The organism is Ramlibacter tataouinensis TTB310, assembly GCF_000215705.1.
Classification (GTDB): domain Bacteria; phylum Pseudomonadota; class Gammaproteobacteria; order Burkholderiales; family Burkholderiaceae_C; genus Ramlibacter; species Ramlibacter tataouinensis.
In genome coordinates, this window is record NC_015677.1 from 1,024,940 (window position 1) to 1,041,269 (window position 16,330).

18 protein-coding genes are annotated in these 16,330 nt (G+C 69.3%); 9 read left to right on the forward strand and 9 right to left on the reverse strand.

What is annotated here, in order from left to right:
* The first annotated feature begins 67 nt into the window (after window positions 1-67).
* The gene (locus RTA_RS05075; RefSeq protein WP_013900311.1) at window positions 68-1,099 is read left to right on the forward strand and encodes a hypothetical protein; all 1,032 of its coding nucleotides are present in this window, start codon (window positions 68-70) and stop codon (window positions 1,097-1,099) included.
* Window positions 1,100-1,102: 3 nt separating this feature from the next.
* Here the strand turns inward: RTA_RS05075 and mpl are convergent, their stop codons facing one another.
* Window positions 1,103-2,476, reverse strand: coding sequence for a UDP-N-acetylmuramate:L-alanyl-gamma-D-glutamyl-meso-diaminopimelate ligase (mpl, locus tag RTA_RS05080; RefSeq protein ID WP_013900312.1), 1,374 nt, complete (start codon window positions 2,474-2,476; stop codon window positions 1,103-1,105).
* 538 nt (window positions 2,477-3,014) lie between these two features.
* Between mpl and RTA_RS05090 the strand changes: the two genes are divergently transcribed.
* The 7 genes from RTA_RS05090 (at window position 3,015) to RTA_RS05120 (ending at window position 8,976) form a co-directional block, all read left to right on the forward strand.
* Window positions 3,015-3,608: a hypothetical protein gene (locus tag RTA_RS05090; RefSeq protein ID WP_013900313.1), complete on the forward strand. Its 594-nt coding sequence runs from the start codon at window positions 3,015-3,017 to the stop codon at window positions 3,606-3,608.
* Window positions 3,605-4,168 carry a TlpA disulfide reductase family protein gene (locus RTA_RS05095; protein WP_013900314.1) on the forward strand — a complete coding sequence of 188 codons (564 nt, stop codon included), beginning with the start codon at window positions 3,605-3,607 and terminating at the stop codon, window positions 4,166-4,168. The genes RTA_RS05090 and RTA_RS05095 overlap by 4 nt, the downstream gene beginning before the upstream one ends.
* 126 nt (window positions 4,169-4,294) lie before the next feature.
* Window positions 4,295-4,741, forward strand: a complete 447-nt coding sequence (gene accB, locus RTA_RS05100) for an acetyl-CoA carboxylase biotin carboxyl carrier protein (protein WP_013900315.1) — start codon at window positions 4,295-4,297, stop codon at window positions 4,739-4,741.
* 13 nt (window positions 4,742-4,754) lie between these two features.
* Window positions 4,755-6,104: an acetyl-CoA carboxylase biotin carboxylase subunit gene (gene accC, locus RTA_RS05105; RefSeq protein ID WP_013900316.1), complete on the forward strand. Its 1,350-nt coding sequence runs from the start codon at window positions 4,755-4,757 to the stop codon at window positions 6,102-6,104.
* Window positions 6,105-6,114: 10 nt separating this feature from the next.
* Window positions 6,115-6,996 (forward strand): 50S ribosomal protein L11 methyltransferase, encoded by an 882-nt coding sequence (prmA, locus tag RTA_RS05110; protein ID WP_013900317.1) that lies wholly within the window; start codon window positions 6,115-6,117, stop codon window positions 6,994-6,996.
* Between the two features lie 32 nt (window positions 6,997-7,028).
* Window positions 7,029-8,051 (forward strand): zinc-ribbon and DUF3426 domain-containing protein, encoded by a 1,023-nt coding sequence (locus tag RTA_RS05115; RefSeq protein WP_013900318.1) that lies wholly within the window; start codon window positions 7,029-7,031, stop codon window positions 8,049-8,051.
* A gap of 34 nt (window positions 8,052-8,085) precedes the next feature.
* Window positions 8,086-8,976: a carbohydrate kinase family protein gene (locus RTA_RS05120; protein ID WP_013900319.1), complete on the forward strand. Its 891-nt coding sequence runs from the start codon at window positions 8,086-8,088 to the stop codon at window positions 8,974-8,976.
* A gap of 13 nt (window positions 8,977-8,989) precedes the next feature.
* Here the strand turns inward: RTA_RS05120 and RTA_RS05125 are convergent, their stop codons facing one another.
* The 8 genes from RTA_RS05125 to RTA_RS05155 all read right to left on the reverse strand — a co-directional run bounded on the left by RTA_RS05125 (window position 8,990) and on the right by RTA_RS05155 (window position 15,359).
* Window positions 8,990-9,757, reverse strand: coding sequence for an SDR family oxidoreductase (locus RTA_RS05125; RefSeq protein ID WP_013900320.1), 768 nt, complete (start codon window positions 9,755-9,757; stop codon window positions 8,990-8,992).
* A gap of 10 nt (window positions 9,758-9,767) precedes the next feature.
* Entirely contained in the window at window positions 9,768-10,721 is a 954-nt protein-coding gene (locus tag RTA_RS05130; protein ID WP_013900321.1) for a branched-chain amino acid ABC transporter permease, read from the reverse strand.
* 1 nt (window position 10,722) lies between these two features.
* The gene (locus RTA_RS05135) at window positions 10,723-11,607 is read right to left on the reverse strand and encodes a branched-chain amino acid ABC transporter permease (RefSeq protein WP_013900322.1); all 885 of its coding nucleotides are present in this window, start codon (window positions 11,605-11,607) and stop codon (window positions 10,723-10,725) included.
* 48 nt (window positions 11,608-11,655) lie between these two features.
* Window positions 11,656-12,858, reverse strand: coding sequence for an ABC transporter substrate-binding protein (locus tag RTA_RS05140; RefSeq protein WP_013900323.1), 1,203 nt, complete (start codon window positions 12,856-12,858; stop codon window positions 11,656-11,658).
* 38 nt (window positions 12,859-12,896) lie between these two features.
* On the reverse strand, window positions 12,897-13,601 hold the full coding sequence (locus RTA_RS05145; protein ID WP_013900324.1) for an ABC transporter ATP-binding protein: 705 nt from the start codon (window positions 13,599-13,601) through the stop codon (window positions 12,897-12,899).
* Window positions 13,602-13,687: 86 nt separating this feature from the next.
* Window positions 13,688-14,461, reverse strand: a complete 774-nt coding sequence (locus RTA_RS05150; RefSeq protein ID WP_013900325.1) for an ABC transporter ATP-binding protein — start codon at window positions 14,459-14,461, stop codon at window positions 13,688-13,690.
* A 303-nt stretch (window positions 14,462-14,764) separates the two neighbouring features.
* Window positions 14,765-14,956: a 3-keto-5-aminohexanoate cleavage protein gene (locus tag RTA_RS20110; protein WP_318532686.1), complete on the reverse strand. Its 192-nt coding sequence runs from the start codon at window positions 14,954-14,956 to the stop codon at window positions 14,765-14,767.
* A gap of 22 nt (window positions 14,957-14,978) precedes the next feature.
* On the reverse strand, window positions 14,979-15,359 hold the full coding sequence (locus tag RTA_RS05155; RefSeq protein WP_041675063.1) for a tautomerase family protein: 381 nt from the start codon (window positions 15,357-15,359) through the stop codon (window positions 14,979-14,981).
* A 91-nt stretch (window positions 15,360-15,450) separates the two neighbouring features.
* Between RTA_RS05155 and RTA_RS05160 the strand changes: the two genes are divergently transcribed.
* A complete protein-coding gene (locus RTA_RS05160; RefSeq protein WP_013900327.1) occupies window positions 15,451-16,305 on the forward strand; it encodes a LysR family transcriptional regulator in 855 nt (284 codons plus the stop codon).
* Window positions 16,306-16,330 lie beyond the last annotated feature (25 nt).

The following is a 16,330-nucleotide window of genomic DNA, read 5'->3' on the forward strand; positions in this document are numbered from 1 at the left end:
GAGACCATCGATTTACATACGTTGAAGCCTCAACTATATTGGGCGCGATCCATGCCACGCGCCCTCCATGACGCCTGAACTCCCTGTCCTGCGCCTCGGCCTGGCCGGCTTTGCGGAAGCCGCCCAGGAGCGGTTCCAGCAGCTGCTGGGCCGCCTGCCGGGTGCCGCCGTGCGCTGGGAGATCGTGCCCCTGGAGGAGGCCGATGCCTGGTGGATCAACGGCGCGCGCACCCAGCAACTGGCCGACGGCACGCTGCGGGTCGCCTCCGGGGCCCCCGGCGGCCGTTCGCTGCAGCTGGACCTGTCGGGGATCGACCGGCCCATCGCCTTCGGCCTGCCGCTGGCGCCGCGCGGGCTGACGCCCGAGCGCTCGTTCGATCCCGAATCGCCGCCCAGCGTGGCCGCGGTGCTGGCCCAGTTCGAGACCCTGCTGCGGCCGCTGTCGGCCCAGTTCCTGCTGGCCTCGCAGATCCTCGAGCGGGAGACCGCCCTGGGGCGCGGCAGCCACCGGGTGGTGGCCAGCGGCCGCCTGCTGGCCATCGTCAACCTGCAGGGCGACGCCTCGGTGCTGGCCACGGTGAGGGCGGCGGACTTCGAGAAGTCGGTGTGGGAGCCCCGCCCCACCTCCGACGAGCCGCTGCCCCGCGGCTTCGTGCGCACCACGCTGTCGCACCTGATGTGGCAGTACGCGCTGCGCACCGGCCGCGACGTGCTGCCGGCGCGCTACCGCAACTGCACCCTGTACTTCCGCCGGCCGCCGCGGCTGCCCCAGCGCCTGCTGCTGGATTCGCACCTGCTGCTGATGCGCGAGCTGGCGGTGGAGCCGGCCACGCTGGAGCAGCTGCAGCGCCGCACCGGGCTGGCACCGCGTCTGCTGGAACGCGACCTGGGCGCGCTGTACCTGGTGGGCTCCGTCACCTCCAATGCCCGGCGCGTGGTGTGGTCGCCATCGTCCGGCCGGCGCGAGGGCCCCGATTCGGGGCTGCCGAACGGCCAGGATACGCAGGAGGGGGCCCTGGACGTGCAGGGCGTGGCGCCGCAGTGGAAACCGGAGCACCCGCCCGACATGACGGCCCCGGCCCCCATTCCCCGGGGCTGACGCTCAGGCGTTCTGCAGCGCCTGCAGCAGGCGGCCATGGATGCCGCCGAATCCGCCGTTGCTCATGCACAGCACCTGGTCGCCGCTGCGGGCGGCCTGCACCACCTGGCGCACCAGCTCGTCGATGGAGTCGGCCACCTGCGCCCGGCCGCCCATGGGCGCCAGCGCCTCGCGCGGGTCCCAGCCCAGGCCGCCGCTGTGGCAGAAGGCCAGGTCGGCCTGCTCCAGGCTCCAGGGCAGCTGCGACTTCATGGTGCCCAGCTTCATGGTGTTGCTGCGCGGCTCGAACACCGCCAGGATGCGCTGGCCCGGCGGCAGGCGGCGGCGCAGGCCGTCCACCGTGGTGCGGATCGCCGTGGGGTGGTGGGCGAAGTCGTCGTAGACCGAGATGCCGCGGACCGTGCCGCGCAGCTCCATGCGGCGCTTGACGTTCTCGAAGCGGGCCAGCGCCTGGGCGGCCTGCGCGGGCGCCACGCCCACGTGGTCGGCCGCGGCGATGGCCGCCAGGGCGTTGAGCTGGTTGTGCACCCCGCCCAGCGACCATTCCACCTGTCCCACGCGCTCGCCCCGGCGCAGCACGTCGAAGGCATGCGGCTCGCCCTCGGCGGTGAAGTCGCCGTCCGCCGCGCCGAAGCTGCGCACCTCGCTCCAGCAGCCGGCATGCAGCACCCGGGCCAGGCTTTCCTCCAGCCCGTTGACCACGACCCGGCCGGTGGACGGCACGGTGCGCACCAGGTGGTGGAACTGGCGCTCGATGGCCGCCAGGTCGTCGAAGATGTCAGCGTGGTCGAACTCCAGGTTGTTCAGGATGGCCGTGCGCGGCCGGTAGTGCACGAACTTGCTGCGCTTGTCGAAGAAGGCCGTGTCGTATTCATCGGCTTCGATCACGAAGTGACGGCCGGCGCCCAATCTTGCCGAAACGCCAAAGTTCATCGGCACGCCGCCCACCAGGAAGCCGGGCTGCAGGCCCGCCTGCTCCAGCACCCACGCCAGCATGGAGGTGGTGGTGGTCTTGCCGTGCGTGCCGGCCACCGCCAGCACGTGCCGGCCCTGCAGCACGTGCTCGGCCAGCCACTGCGGCCCGCTGGTGTAGGGCAGGCCGGCGTCCAGGATGGCTTCCATCAGGGGGTAGCGCGGCGTGCCGTCCGGCTGGCGCGCGCGCGAGACCACGTTGCCGATCACCCACATGTCGGGCTTGAGCTGCAGCTGGTCGGCGCCAAAGCCTTCGATCAGGTCGATACCGAGGGCGCGCAGCTGGTCGCTCATCGGGGGGTAGACGCCCGCGTCGCAGCCGGTGACCTTGTGCCCGGCCTCGCGGGCCAGTGCGGCGACGCCTCCCATGAACGTGCCGCAGATGCCGAGGATGTGGATGTGCATGGGGCGGGATTATCGACGCGGTGTGGAGGCACTCTGGGTTGGCCAGACGCTGTTGCTGCATGGTGTGGCAGCGGTGTTGCACCCTGGCCGCAGACGTGCGCAAGCGGTTGCTCCGCTGGGCGCGGCAGGCGGTGGCTCTCGCGGGGCGCCAGGTGCTCACAAACCAGGTTGGCGCGCTGCGGTGTGGAGAAGTAACGCCCCAGCGCGGCAGGCGGTGCCCGGGCGGGGCGATTTCTGGGGCGGCGGGACGGCTCTTCGGCCTGGGGCTGCGCGCCGCCGGTGCGGCGCGCTTCGTGATCTGACTCGCGGCATCTGTCTGAGCGCAGCGGCCTTCGGGCGCGTAGCGAGTTATACCGCGGCCCCAGGCCGAAGAGAACGGCCCGCGAAGTCCGTGCGCCAGCACGGACCGCCACAGTATGAGCCCCGGCCGGGCACCGCCTGCCGCGCCGCGCAAGGCAACACTCGCGAGCACAACGACCAAGCGACCAGGCAAGCTACAGCCAAGTAGGTGCAAGCCAATCCATGCAGAATCGGCCGCATGGAAAGCCTCAAGTCCGAGATCGCGGCCACGGCCGCCCGCCTGGTGGTGGAGGAAGGACTGGAGTACGGTCCCGCCAAGCGCAGGGCCGCCAAGCAGCTCGGCCTGGCCGCGCGGACGGCCTTGCCCGACAACGACACGCTGGAGGAGGCCGTGCGCGAGTACCTCCAGGTGTTCTGTTCCGATACCCAGCCGGCCGAGCTGACCGCGCTGCGACGACTGGCCCTGGTCTGGATGGAGCGACTGGCGCAGTTCCGGCCCCATCTGGCGGGGGCCGTGTGGAACGGCACGGCCACCCGGCTGTCGGACATCTACCTCCAGCTCTTCTGCGACGACCCGAAATCCGCCGAGATCGCCCTGATCGAGCACGGGGTGGATTACCAAGCGCGCAGCGTCACCGGCTTCAACGGCGAACTGGTGGAGGCGCTTAGCCTGTCCAGCCACAGCGCCGAGCTGGGTGAGCCCATCGGCGTGCATCTCATGATCCATGACCACGACGACCTGCGCGGAGCCCTGCGGCCGGATGGCCGGGGACGCCGTCCCCGCGGCGATTTCGCGGATGTGCAAGCCCTGTTGGCCCAGGAGGGGGTATGAGCGTCAGCGGTGCGGGGCCCCGGGGCTCCAAGGGTACAAGCCGGCGCGGCTGGGTGCTGGCGGGGGTGGGCGCGGCGGCGGCGCTGGCCGGCGGCGGCTTGGGCTGGTGGCGCCTGCGTGAATCGGCGCCCGCCGACGGCGCTTCAGCCTTGTACGCCCAAAGTTTCGACCGGCCCGAGGGCGGCAGCCTGGCGATGGCCGGCCTGAAGGGCCGGCCGGTGCTGGTGAACTTCTGGGCGACCTGGTGCCCGCCCTGTGTGGAAGAGCTGCCGCTTCTGGACGGGTTCTACCGCGAACACAGGGCAAAAGGCTGGCAAGTGGTGGGCTTGGCCATCGACCAGCCCAGTGCGGTGCGCAAGTTCCTGGCCCGCACCCCGGTGGGCTTTCCGATCGGATTGGCCGGCCTGGGCGGCACCGAACTGGGCAAGGCGCTGGGGAATCTGACAGGGGGGCTGCCGTTCACGGTCGTTCTGGACCCGAAGGGCGCGGTTGTGCAGCGTAGAATGGGCAAGCTCACGGCCGAAGACTTGGCGCGCTGGGCAGCCACCACGGCACGCTGAGAGCCGATCCGCCAAACGCGATTGCAGTGTCCGTCGTTGACGACAGATAGCGAAAATACCGCTCAAAAAGTAAAACTTAGCGGAATTTAAGGTACATTCGCCGCTTTTGTTGTCCCCGGAGAGGCCATGGATTTGCGCAAACTCAAGACGTTGATCGATCTCGTATCGGAGTCGAACGTCTCGGAACTTGAGATCACGGAAGCGGAAGGGAAGGTCCGGATCGTCAAGGGCCAGCCAGTGGTGGTGCAGGCCGCCCCGGTTTCTGCGCCCATGCCGGCAGCCCCCGCACCCGTGGCCGCCGCCACTGCGCCCGCGCCGGCGGCGCCGGAGCCACCAGCTGGCCACATCGTGAAATCGCCCATGGTCGGCACCTTCTACCGTGCCTCCAGCCCGGGCGCCAAGGCCTTCGTCGAGGTGGGCAGCCAGGTCAAGGCCGGCGAGACCATCTGCATCATCGAGGCGATGAAGATCCTCAACGAGATCGAGACCGACAAGGCCGGCACCATCACCCAGATCCTGTGCGAGAACGGCCAGGCCGTGGAATACGGCCAGCCGCTGTTCGTGATCGCGTGACGGGTCCGGTTCCATGTTCAAGAAAATCCTGGTCGCCAACCGCGGCGAAATCGCGCTGAGAGTCCAGCGGGCCTGCCGCGAACTGGGCATCAAGGCCGTCATGGTGTATTCGGAGGCCGACCGCGACGCCAAGTACGTGAAGCTGGCCGAGGAGGCGGTCTGCATCGGCCCGGCGCCCTCGCCCCAGAGCTACCTCAACATGCCGGCCATCATCTCGGCCGCCGAGGTCACGGACGCCGAGGCCATCCATCCGGGCTACGGCTTCCTGTCCGAGAACGCCGACTTCGCCGAACGGGTGGAAAAGAGCGGCTTCCAGTTCATCGGCCCCACGCCCGAGTCCATCCGCATCATGGGCGACAAGGTGTCGGCCAAGCAGGCCATGATCAAGGCCGGCGTGCCCTGCGTGCCCGGCTCGGACGGCGAACTGCCGGACGACCCGGTGCAGATCCGCCGCATCGCCCGCACCGTGGGCTACCCCGTGATCATCAAGGCCGCCGGCGGCGGCGGCGGCCGCGGCATGCGCGTGGTGCACACCGAGGCCGCGCTGATCAACGCGGTGCAGATGACCAAGGCCGAGGCCGGGGCCGCCTTCGGCAATCCGGCCGTGTACATGGAGAAGTTCCTCCAGAACCCACGCCACATCGAGATCCAGATCCTGGCCGACAAGCACCGCAACGCGGTCTACCTGGGCGAGCGCGACTGCTCCATGCAGCGGCGCCACCAGAAGATCCTGGAGGAGGCGCCGGCGCCGGGCATCGCCCGCAAGCTGATCGAGCGCATCGGCGAGCGCTGCGTCGCCGCCTGCAAGAAGATCGGCTACCGCGGCGCGGGCACCTTCGAGTTCCTGTACGAGAACGGCGAGTTCTACTTCATCGAGATGAACACCCGGGTCCAGGTGGAGCACCCGGTGACCGAGCTCATCACCGGCATCGACATCGTCAAGACGCAGATCATGGTGGCGGCCGGCGAGAAGCTGCCCTTCCTGCAGCGCGACGTGCAGATCCGCGGCCACGCGATCGAATGCCGCGTCAACGCCGAGGACCCGTACAAGTTCATCCCTTCGCCCGGCCGCATCAGCCTGTGGCATGCGCCGGGCGGCCCGGGCGTGCGGGTGGACTCGCATGTCTACAACAACTACTTCGTGCCGCCCAACTACGACTCCATGATCGGCAAGATCATCGTGCACGGCGACACACGCGAGCAGGCGCTGGCGCGCATGCGCACGGCGCTGCTGGAGACGGTGGTCGAGGGCATCAACACCAACATCCCGCTGCACCGCGAGCTGATGGTGGACGCCAAGTTCCTGGCCGGCGGCACCAACATCCACTACCTGGAGGAGTGGCTGTCGCACCATAAGCGCTAGCCGGCCGCCTATGTTCGAGCTGCGCCTGCTCTGCCCCGAGGACAAGGTCGAGATGCTGGGCGAGGCGCTGGACGCGCTGGATGCGCTCAGCGTCTCGGTCGAGGACGCCGACGCGCACACCGAGGCCGAGCAGGCGCTGTTCGGCGAGCCGGGCATGCCCGCGCCCAAGGAGGGCTGGCAGCGCTCGCGCGTGCTGGCGCTGTTCCAGGGCGAAGCCGCCGCCCGGGACGCCGCCCGGCTGCTGCAGGTGCAGGACTTCTTCGAGGGCTGCAGCGTGCTGGGCCTGGCCGCGGTGCCGCAGCAGGACTGGGTGCGCCTGACGCAGTCGCAGTTCGCGCCGGTGGAGATCACGCCCGAGTTCTGGATCGTGCCGACCTGGCACGAGCCGCCGGCGCAGGCGCGCCAGGTGATTCGGCTGGACCCGGGCCTGGCCTTCGGCACCGGAACGCACCCCACCACCCGCATGTGCCTGCGCTGGATCGCGGCCCATCCGCCGCAGGGCCGGCGTGTCCTGGACTATGGCTGCGGCTCGGGCATCCTGGCCATGGCCGCCGCCCGGTTCGGCGCGGCCGAGGTCGACGCGGTGGACATCGACGAGGCTGCGGTGCGCTCGACCCTGGACAACGCCCAGGCCAACGGCGTGCGGCTGCGCGCCGGGCTGCCCGACCAGGCCCGCGGCGCCTACGGCCTGGTGCTGGCCAACATCCTGGCGACGCCGCTCAAGGTGCTGGCGCCGCTGCTGTGGTCGCATGTCGCGCCCGGCGGTTCGCTGGTGCTGGCGGGCATCCTGGAGCGGCAGGCGCAGGAGCTCACCGCCGCCTATGCGCCGCAGGGCGAACTGCGCGTGGCGGATACCGAGGACGGCTGGATCCTGATGACCGCCCGGCGCTGACCGCCGGCGGCGCTCTCTACAATCGGGCGCTCATGAGTCTCGTCACCTGCTGCCCGGCCTGCGCCACCCTGTTCAAGGTGGTGCCGGACCAGCTCAGGATTTCCGAGGGCTGGGTGCGCTGCGGCCATTGCTCGGAGGTGTTCGACGCATCGGCCCATCTGCGGCGACCGACGCAGGATGAGGCGCCGGCGGCGCCCATCGCCCCGGCGGTGCCGCCCGACTTCCCGCTGACCGAGCCGGTGTCCCTGGCGCCGACCGAGCCGGCGCCGCTGCAGCCCACCGAGCCCGCGCCCTTGCCGCCGACCGAGCCGGCGCCCTTGCAGCCCAGCCGCGCCCCGACGCCCAAGCCGCCGGCCGCTCCCTTCGTCCTGGTCCGCCAGGACACGACCAGCCCCGCACCCGAGGTCGACTCGGGCTGGCACGAGTCCTGGCGCAGTTCGCAGCTGTCCATGGCCCCCACGCAGCCGGCCTCGCAGATCGACGCAGACGAGGACGAAAGCGGGGAGGCCGACACCGAGCCGGCGCTGGAGGACGTCTCCTTCGTGCGGCAGGCGCGCCGCCGCGCCTTCTGGCGGCGCGGCGGCGTGCGTGCGGTGCTGGGGCTGCTCGCGCTGACCCTGGCCGCGCTGCTGGCCGCCCAGGTCGCGGTGCGCCAGCGCGACCGGCTGGCGGCGGCACGGCCGGCGCTGCGGCCGGTGCTGGAGGCGTTGTGCCAGCCCCTGCAGTGCCGCATCGGCCCACCGCGGCGCATCGAGTCGGTGGTCATCGACAGCTCGGCCTTCAACCGCCTGCGCCCGGATGCCTACCGCCTGAGCGTGACGCTGAAGAACCGGGCGGCCACCGAGGTGGCGATGCCAGCTCTGGAGCTCACGCTCACCGACACCCGGGACCAGCCCGTGGTGCGGCGGGTGCTGCCGCCTTCCGAGCTGGGCCCCTCGGTGCCGGCCACCCTCCCTGCGGGGGGCGAGTGGTCCACCTCGCTGGGCGTGTCGGTGGTGGCCAGCGGCAGCGCCAGCCGCATCGCCGGCTACCGCCTGCTCGCCTTCTATCCCTGAACCCTTCCCACTTCCCTCGACCGGCATACCTCCTATGGCAGCAGTGATCTGTGGCTCCCTCGCGTTCGACACCATCATGGGCTTCGAAGGGCGCTTCGCCCAGCAGATCCTGCCCGACCAGCTGCACATCCTGAACGTGTCGTTCCTGGTGCCGGCGCTGCGGCGCGACTTCGGCGGCTGCGCCGGCAACATCGCCTACAGCCTCAGGCTGCTGGGCGGCACGCCGCTGCCCATGGCGACGGTGGGCAGCGACGGCGCCGGCTACCTGGCCCGGCTGCGGGAACTCGGCATCAGCACCGAGTTCGTGCGCGAGGTGCAGGACAGCTACACCGCGCAGGCCATGATCATGACCGACCGCGACAACAACCAGATCACCGCCTTCCACCCCGGGGCGATGATGCAGGCCCATGTCACCCGCATTCAGGCGCGGCCGGACATCAAGCTCGGGATCATCTCGCCCGACGGGCGCGACGCCATGCTGCAGCACGCCCAGCAGATGCACGCCGCCGGCATCCCCTTCGTGTTCGATCCGGGCCAGGGCCTGCCGATGTTCGATGGCCGGGAGCTCGCCGGCTTCATCGAGCAGGCCAGCTGGGTCACGGTCAACGACTACGAGGGCAAGATGCTCGGCGAGCGCACCGGCTGGAGCGAGGCCGAGATCTCGCGCCGGGTGCAGGGCCTGGTGGTCACCCTGGGCGGCGAAGGCTGCGAGGTGTGGGTCGGCGGCGAGCGCACGCGGGTCCCGGCGGTGAAAGCCGCCCAGGTGGTGGACCCCACGGGCTGCGGCGACGCCTGGCGCGGCGCGCTGCTGTACGGGCTGGAGCAGGGCTGGCCGCTGGCGCGCTGCGCCGAGCTGGGCAACAAGGTCGGCTCGATCAAGATCGCCAGCCGCGGGCCGCAGAACTACACGCTGGCCGGGCTGTAGCCCGGCGGGCGCCTCACCCCCGGGCGTGGGTGACGCCCCCGTCCACAACGATGGTCTCGCCCAGCACGTAGTCGCCGGCGCGGGACGCCAGGTAGATCGCGGCGCCGGCCATGTCCTCGTCGGTGCCGATGCGGCCGGCCGGGATGCGCCGCGCCACCTGCTCGCCGTGGTCGCGCGCGTCCTTGTTCATCTCGGAAGGGAAGGCCCCCGGCGCGATGCCGCTGACCACGATGTTGTCGCGCGCCAGCCGCAGCGCCAGGCGCTTGGTCAGGTGGATCAGGCCGGCCTTGCTCGCGGCGTAGGAGTACGTCTCCAGCGGATTGACCGAGACGCCGTCGATCGACGCGACGTTGATCACCTTGGCCGGGTGCCGCGCGGCGGCGGCCTTCAGCAGCGCGTGCAGGGCCTGGGTCAGGAAGAACGGGGTCTTCACGTTCAGGTCCATCACCTTGTCCCAGCCTTTTTCGGGAAAGGTCTCGAAGGCCTCGCCCCAGGCCGCGCCGGCGTTGTTGACCAGGATGTCCAGGGCCGGTTCGCGCCGCGCCATCTCGGCCGCCAGGGCCTGCGCCGCCGCCACAGAGGACACGTCGGCCGGCAGCGAGATGCAGGGCCCCAGCGCCGACAGCTCGGCCGCGGCGGCGTCGCAGGCGGCGGCCTTGCGGGCCGTGAGGTAGACCTTGGCGCCCTGGCGCAGGAAGCCGGCGGCGATCATGCGGCCGATGCCGCGCGAGCCGCCGGTGACCAGGGCCGTGCGGCCTTGCAGGGAGAAAAGCTCGTTCATGGGCGGCGGCTCAGGCCTGCTGGGTGCGCGCCTTGCGCCGGTCCATCCAGGCCAGCAGCTCGCCCACCACGCCCTTGCGGAAGGCCAGCACGCACACCACGAAGATGACGCCGATGATCACCGTCACCCACTCGCCCACCTTGTCGGCCAGCAGGTTCTGCAGCGAGATCACGATGCCGGCGCCGAACACCGGGCCGAAGAAGGTGCCGACGCCGCCCAGCAGGCTCATCAGGATGACCTCGCCGGACATGGACCAGTGCACGTCGGACAGCGTGGCGAAGCCCATCACCACGGTCTTGAGCGCGCCGGCCAGGCCGGCCAGCGCCGCCGACAGCACGAAGGCCAGCAGCTTGTAGCGGTCGACCTCGTAGCCCAGCGAGACGGCGCGCGGTTCGTTCTCGCGGATCATCTTGAGCACCTGGCCGAAGGGCGAGGTGACGATGCGCGAGATGCCCAGGAAGCAGGCGATGAACACCGCCACCACCACGTAGTACATGGCGGTGTCCGAAGCCAGCGACAGCACGCCGAACAGGCTGCCGCGCGGCACGCCCTGCAGGCCGTCCTCGCCGCCGGTGAAGGGCGCCTGCAGGCAGATGAAGAACACCATCTGCGCCAGCGCCAGCGTGATCATTGCGAAGTAGATCCCCTGGCGGCGGATGGCGACGGCGCCGAACAGCAGGCCCAGCAGCGCGGCGACCACCACGCCGGCCAGGATGCCCAGCTCGGGCGTCCAGCCCTGCGACCGGATGAACCAGCCGGTGACGTAGGCGGCGAAGCCGAAGAAGGCGGCGTGGCCGAACGACAGCAGGCCGGTGAACCCCAGCAGCAGGTTGAAGGCGCAGGCGAACAGCGCGAAGCACAGCAGCTTCATCACGAACACCGGGTACAGGCCCAGCAGCGGCGCGGCCAGCAGCAGCGCCAGGATGGCCAGGTAGGTGACGGTGGTCAATTTGGAGTGGCGCATATCAGGCGGACTTTCCGAACAGGCCGGCGGGGCGCAGCATCAGCACGATGACCATCACCACGAACACCACGACGTTGGAGGCCTCGGGGTAGAACACCCGCGTCAGGCCTTCCACCACGCCCAGGCCCAGGCCGGTGACGACCGAGCCCAGGATGGAGCCCATGCCGCCGATCACCACCACGGCGAACACCACGATGATCAGGTTGGAGCCCATCAGGGGGGTGACCTGGATGATGGGGGCGGCCAGCACGCCGGCCAGGCCGGCCAGGGCGGCGCCGGCGCCGTAGGTCAGCATCACCATCAGCGGCACGTTGACGCCGAAGGCCTGCACCAGCTTGGCGTTCTCGGTGCCGGCGCGCAGGTAGGCGCCCAGCCGGGTGCGCTCGATCAGGAACCAGGTGCCCAGGCACACGGCGATGGAGGCCAGCACGACCCAGGCGCGGTAGTTGGGCAGGATCATGAAGCCCAGGTTGGTGGCGCCCGAGAGCAGCTCGGGCACCGGGTAGGACTGGCCCGAGACGCCGTACTGCTGGCGGAACGCGCCTTCCAGGATCAGGGCCAGGCCGAAGGTGAGCAGCAGTCCGTACAGCGGGTCCAGCCCGTACAGGTGCTTGAGGAACAGGCGCTCGATGGCGACGCCCAGCACGCCCACCACCAGCGGCGCCAGCACCAGCGCCAGCCAGTAGTTCACGCCCCATCGCTCGAGCATGATCCAGGCGGCGAAGGCGCCCACCATGTACAGCGCCCCATGGGCGAAGTTCACGATGTCCAGCAGGCCGAAGATGACCGCCAGGCCCAGGCTGAGCATGGCATAGAAGGCCCCGTTGACCAGCCCGAGCATGAGCTGGCCGAGGAAGGCCTGGTGGGGGATGCCGAAGATTTCCATTACGGATGACAAACCGGCCCCGAAGGGCCGGCTCCTAGGGGTGGTGGATTATTTCTTGACCAGCGAGCACTTGGAGTCGGCCAGCGAGGTGAAGGCCTGCTCGCCGGGCACCTTGGCCACGGTCTTGTAGTAGTCCCAGGGCGTGGTGGACTCCTTGGTGCCCTTGACCTGGAACAGGTACATGTCGTGCACCATGCGGCCGTCGGCGCGCACCTTGCCCTTGGTGTAGAAGTCGTTCTGCTGGACGCTCTTGAGGTGGGCCATGATCTTGTCGGAATCGGTCGAGCCCACGGCCTTGACGGCGTTCAGGTAGGCCGTGGTGGCCGAGTAGTCGGCCGCCTGCAGGCTGGAGGGCATGCGCTTGTACTTGTCGAAGAAGCGCTTGGCGAACTTGCGTGACGCGTCGTCCTGGTTCCAGTACCAGCTGTCGGCCAGCTGCAGGCCCTCGGTGTTGGCCAGGCCCAGGCTGTGCACGTCGTTGATGAACACCAGCAGGCCGGCGACCTTCATGTTCTTGGTGATGCCGAATTCCTTGGCCGCCTTCATCGCGTTGGTGAAGTCGCCGCCGGCGTTGGCCAGCGCCAGGATCTGGGCCTTGGAGCCCTGGGCCTGCAGCAGGAAGGACGAGAAGTCCGACGCGTTGAGCGGGTGGCGCACGGAGCCGGCGACGGTGCCGCCGTTGGCCTTGACCACGGTCGCGGCATCGTTCTCCAGCGAGTGGCCGAAGGCGTAGTCGGCGGTCAGGAAGTACCAGTTCTTGCTGCCGGCCTTGACCAGCGCGCTGCCGGCCACCTTGGCCAGGGCCACGGTGTCGTAGGCGTAGTGCACGGTGTAGGGCGTGCAGTCCTCGTTGGTCAGGCGGGACGAGCCGGCGCCGATGGAGATGAAGGGACGCTTCTTCTCGGCCGCCACCTTGGCCATGGCCAGCGCCGTGCCGGAGCTGGTGCCGCCGACCAGCATGGACAGGTTCTGGTTGTCCATCCACTCGCGGGCCTTGGAGCTGGCCACGTCGGCCTTGTTCTGGTGGTCGGCCGTCAGCACCTCGACCGGGCGGCCCAGCACGGAGCCGCCGAAGTCCTGCACCGCCCACTTGATCATCTCGGCGCCGGCCGGGCCGTCGATGTCGGCGTACAGGCTGGACATGTCGGTGATGAAGCCGATGCGCACCGGCCCGTTGTTGGCGGGCTGGGCGAGGGCCGCGGTGGTGCCCAGGCCGATGGCCAGGGATGCGACGAGGGTCTTGAGTTTCATGGGATGCCTCCTGGGGATGAAAACGATGGGCCGGCGCACTAGACGCCGAGGTATTCCTGCAGCATGGCGGTGTTGCCCTGCAGCTCGGCTTGCGCGAACTGCTGCACGATGCGGCCATGCTCCATGACGTAGAAGCGGTCGGCCAGCGGCGCAGCGAAGCGGAAGTTCTGCTCGACCAGCACGATGGTGTAGCCGCGCGCCTTGAGCGCGCGGATCATCTCGGCCAGCTTCTGCACGATCACCGGGGCCAGGCCCTCGGAGATCTCGTCCAACAGCAGCAGCCGCGCGCCGGTGCGCAGGATGCGCGCCACGGCCAGCATCTGCTGCTCGCCGCCGGACAGGCGGGTGCCCGGGCTGGCGGCGCGCTCCTTGAGGTTGGGGAACATGGCGTAGATGTCGTCGACGCTCATGCCGCCTGCGGCGATGACCGGCGGCAGCATCAGGTTCTCCTCGGCGGACAGGCTGGCAAAGATGCCGCGCTCCTCCGGGCAGTAGCCCACGCCCAGCCGGGCCACCTTGTGCGGCGGCAGGCGGATGGCCTCCTCGCCGTTGATGCGCACCGACCCCTTGCGGGTGCCGGTCAGGCCCACGATGGCGCGCAGCGTGGTGGTGCGGCCGGCGCCGTTGCGGCCCAGCAGGCACACCACCTCGCCCTGCTGCACGGCGAGGTTGACGCCGTGCAGGATGTGCGACTCGCCGTACCAGGCGTGCAGGTCCTCGATGCGCAGGAGCTCTTTGGTCATTCAGGCCTCCGACGGGCCGCCCCTAGGCAGGCCTGGGCCCCCTCGGGGGGCAGCGCACTACACGAAGTGAGAAGCGTGGGGGCCATTCAGTGGGCTCCCTGGAGGGCGGTGTCGGTGCTGCCCATGTAGGCCTCGATCACCTGCGGGTTGGCGGAGACCTCGGCGTACGGGCCGTCGGCGATGATGGCGCCGCGCTGCAGCACGGTGATGCGGTCGGCGATGGAGGAGACGACGTTCATGTTGTGCTCGACCATGAGGATGGTGCGGCCCGCCGACACCTTCTTGATCAGCTCGGTCACGCGGCTGACGTCCTCGTGGCCCATGCCCTGGGTGGGCTCGTCCAGCAGCATCAGCTCCGGCTCCAGGGCCATGGTGGTGGCCAGCTCCAGCGCGCGCTTGCGGCCGTAGGGGAGGTTGACGGTCAGCTCGTCGGCGAATTCCTGCAGGCCCACCGTCGCCAGCAGCTGGCGCGCCCGGTCGTGCAGGTGGGACAGGCTGGATTCCGGCTTCCAGAAATGGAAGGAGGTGCCCAGGTTGCGCTGCAGGGCGGCGCGCACGTTCTCCAGCACGGTCATGTGCGGGAACACCGCCGAGATCTGGAACGAGCGCACGATGCCGCGCCGCGCCGTCTGGGCCGGCTTCTCGTGCGTGATGTCCACGCCGTTGTAGGTGATGGTGCCGCGGGTGGGCGGCAGGAACTTGGTCAGCAGGTTGAAGAAGGTGGTCTTGCCGGCGCCGTTGGGGCCGATCAGCGCATGGATATGGCCCCGGCGGACCTTCAGGTCCACGTGGTTGACGGCGACGAAGCCCTTGAACTCCTTGGTCAGGCCCTGTGTCTCCAGGATGAACTCAGCTGGCAAATCGCACTCCTGCGGTGGTTCGGCTGCGGTGGCACGCGGCCGCGCAAAGACTGCGAATGCTAGAAAGCGCGGCAAGGCCGCGCCAGGGGGTTAGACCCTAAGTATTTTTGCGTGCCTGCGCTACGGGCTAATCAGCCGCCGTTGTTCTTCGCGATCAATGGCGGATTCGCCTCGGCGGCCAGTCTCGCCACGCTCCTGGCGCCGAGCTTGTTGGACCCCACCAGGGTCATGGGTGTGGTTGTCAGCTGTCAGCAGGCTGACAGACGCTCGGGCCATGGCCGCTGCGCATGCGCGCGGGCCAGTTCACCGGTGCAGGCCAATATGTACGACGCCCGCCCCGGCGCGAGCCGCTTCCCGACAGGCCTGCGCGATCTGGGGGGGCGTGACCGGCATTGCCGGGTGCTTGGGGTTGAACGGCGCTCCTCCGGTGACTGCGCAGGTCAGGACGACTTTTCCGCTCATTGTGAATTCCTGACGTGAATGCGGTGGCCGCATGCCGGGTAAGTCATTATTTCTCTCAAACGAACGACGCCACGCCGTTGCCTAGGGACCAGTTCTCCTTGGCAGCCTCGAGGACGTTCACGAACACGTCCTCCCGCCGGATGCCTGGTCGATCACCGAGCAGCTGCACAAGGCGCGCATAGAGCGCCTTCTTCTGTTCGGCCGTGCGCGTGTTGAACACGGTGACCTGGAGGTACACGAGATCATCGCTGCGCGAGATGCCGAGATACGAGGCTCCGTAGCGAAAGTTGACAGCATCGTGCTCGGTAAGAACGATGAACTGATCGTCTTGCGGCACGCCCAGCGCGTCTCGCATGGCCTGGTAGACGCCGTCGATGACTCCCTGCCGATAAGCCTCCGGCTTTCCGGAGCGCATCGAGATCCTGACGAAGGGCATTGCCGGTCTTTCAAAGTTGCGGGCAGAACATTAGGATGTGGCAGGCATTTCGACAAGATATCGCTGCCTATATTTGAGATAAGCATTTGAAATGAATCGACCACTCGATCTCGACGCCGTTCAGGCCTTCGTCCGCGTTGCGGAACTTGGCAGCTTCACCCGCGCCGCCGAAGTGATGCAAGCCACGCAAGCCGCAGTGAGCCTGAAACTGAAGCGTCTCGAAGACAGGGTCGGGTGCCGGCTCCTTGAGCGGACACCTCGATACGTGGAGCTGTCCGCGCGAGGCGCCGCCTTCCTAGAACACGCGCGTGAAATGCTGGCGGCACACGACCGCGCGCTCGCCACGTTCGGCGAAGCGCGACAGCGGTTGACCATCGGCATCAGCGATCACGTTGCGGGTCCCGAGCTGTCGGCGTTGATCGCGCGCATGAACGCGCAGGACCCGCAGCTGGTCATCGAAATCCGGATTGCCTCGTCGGGCGACCTGCTCCAAAGCTTCGACCGGCGCGAGCTCGACACCGTGATCGTTCGTCTGCATGCCGGGCGCAGCGACGGGGAGGTGCTGACGGAAGAAAAACTCGGGTGGTTCGCAGCGCCGACCTGGCGGCATCGCGCCGAAGAACCCTTGCCGGTTGCGACCATGGCTGAGCCGTGCGGCGTGCGTGCGCTGGCCGCGCGGCTTCTCGATTCAGCGGGCGTGCCTTGGCGGGAAGTCTTCGTCGGCGGAGGGGTTCCTGCGGTCGCTGCCGCGGTGGTGGCAGGATTGGGTGTGGCCGCGCTGGCTCCTCGCATGCTGCCGTTCGGTGCGGTGGACGTGCGCTCAAAGCTCGGCCTGCCCGCCTTGCCGAAACTGCCGGTGCTGCTTCACACGAGGGTCAAGAGCGGCCGCCCACGGGATGCGCTCACCGCGCTTTCGGCTGCTTTCCGAAGCGCGGTGCGAGGCTGATCATTCGCCTCCGGTCCTCAGCCGC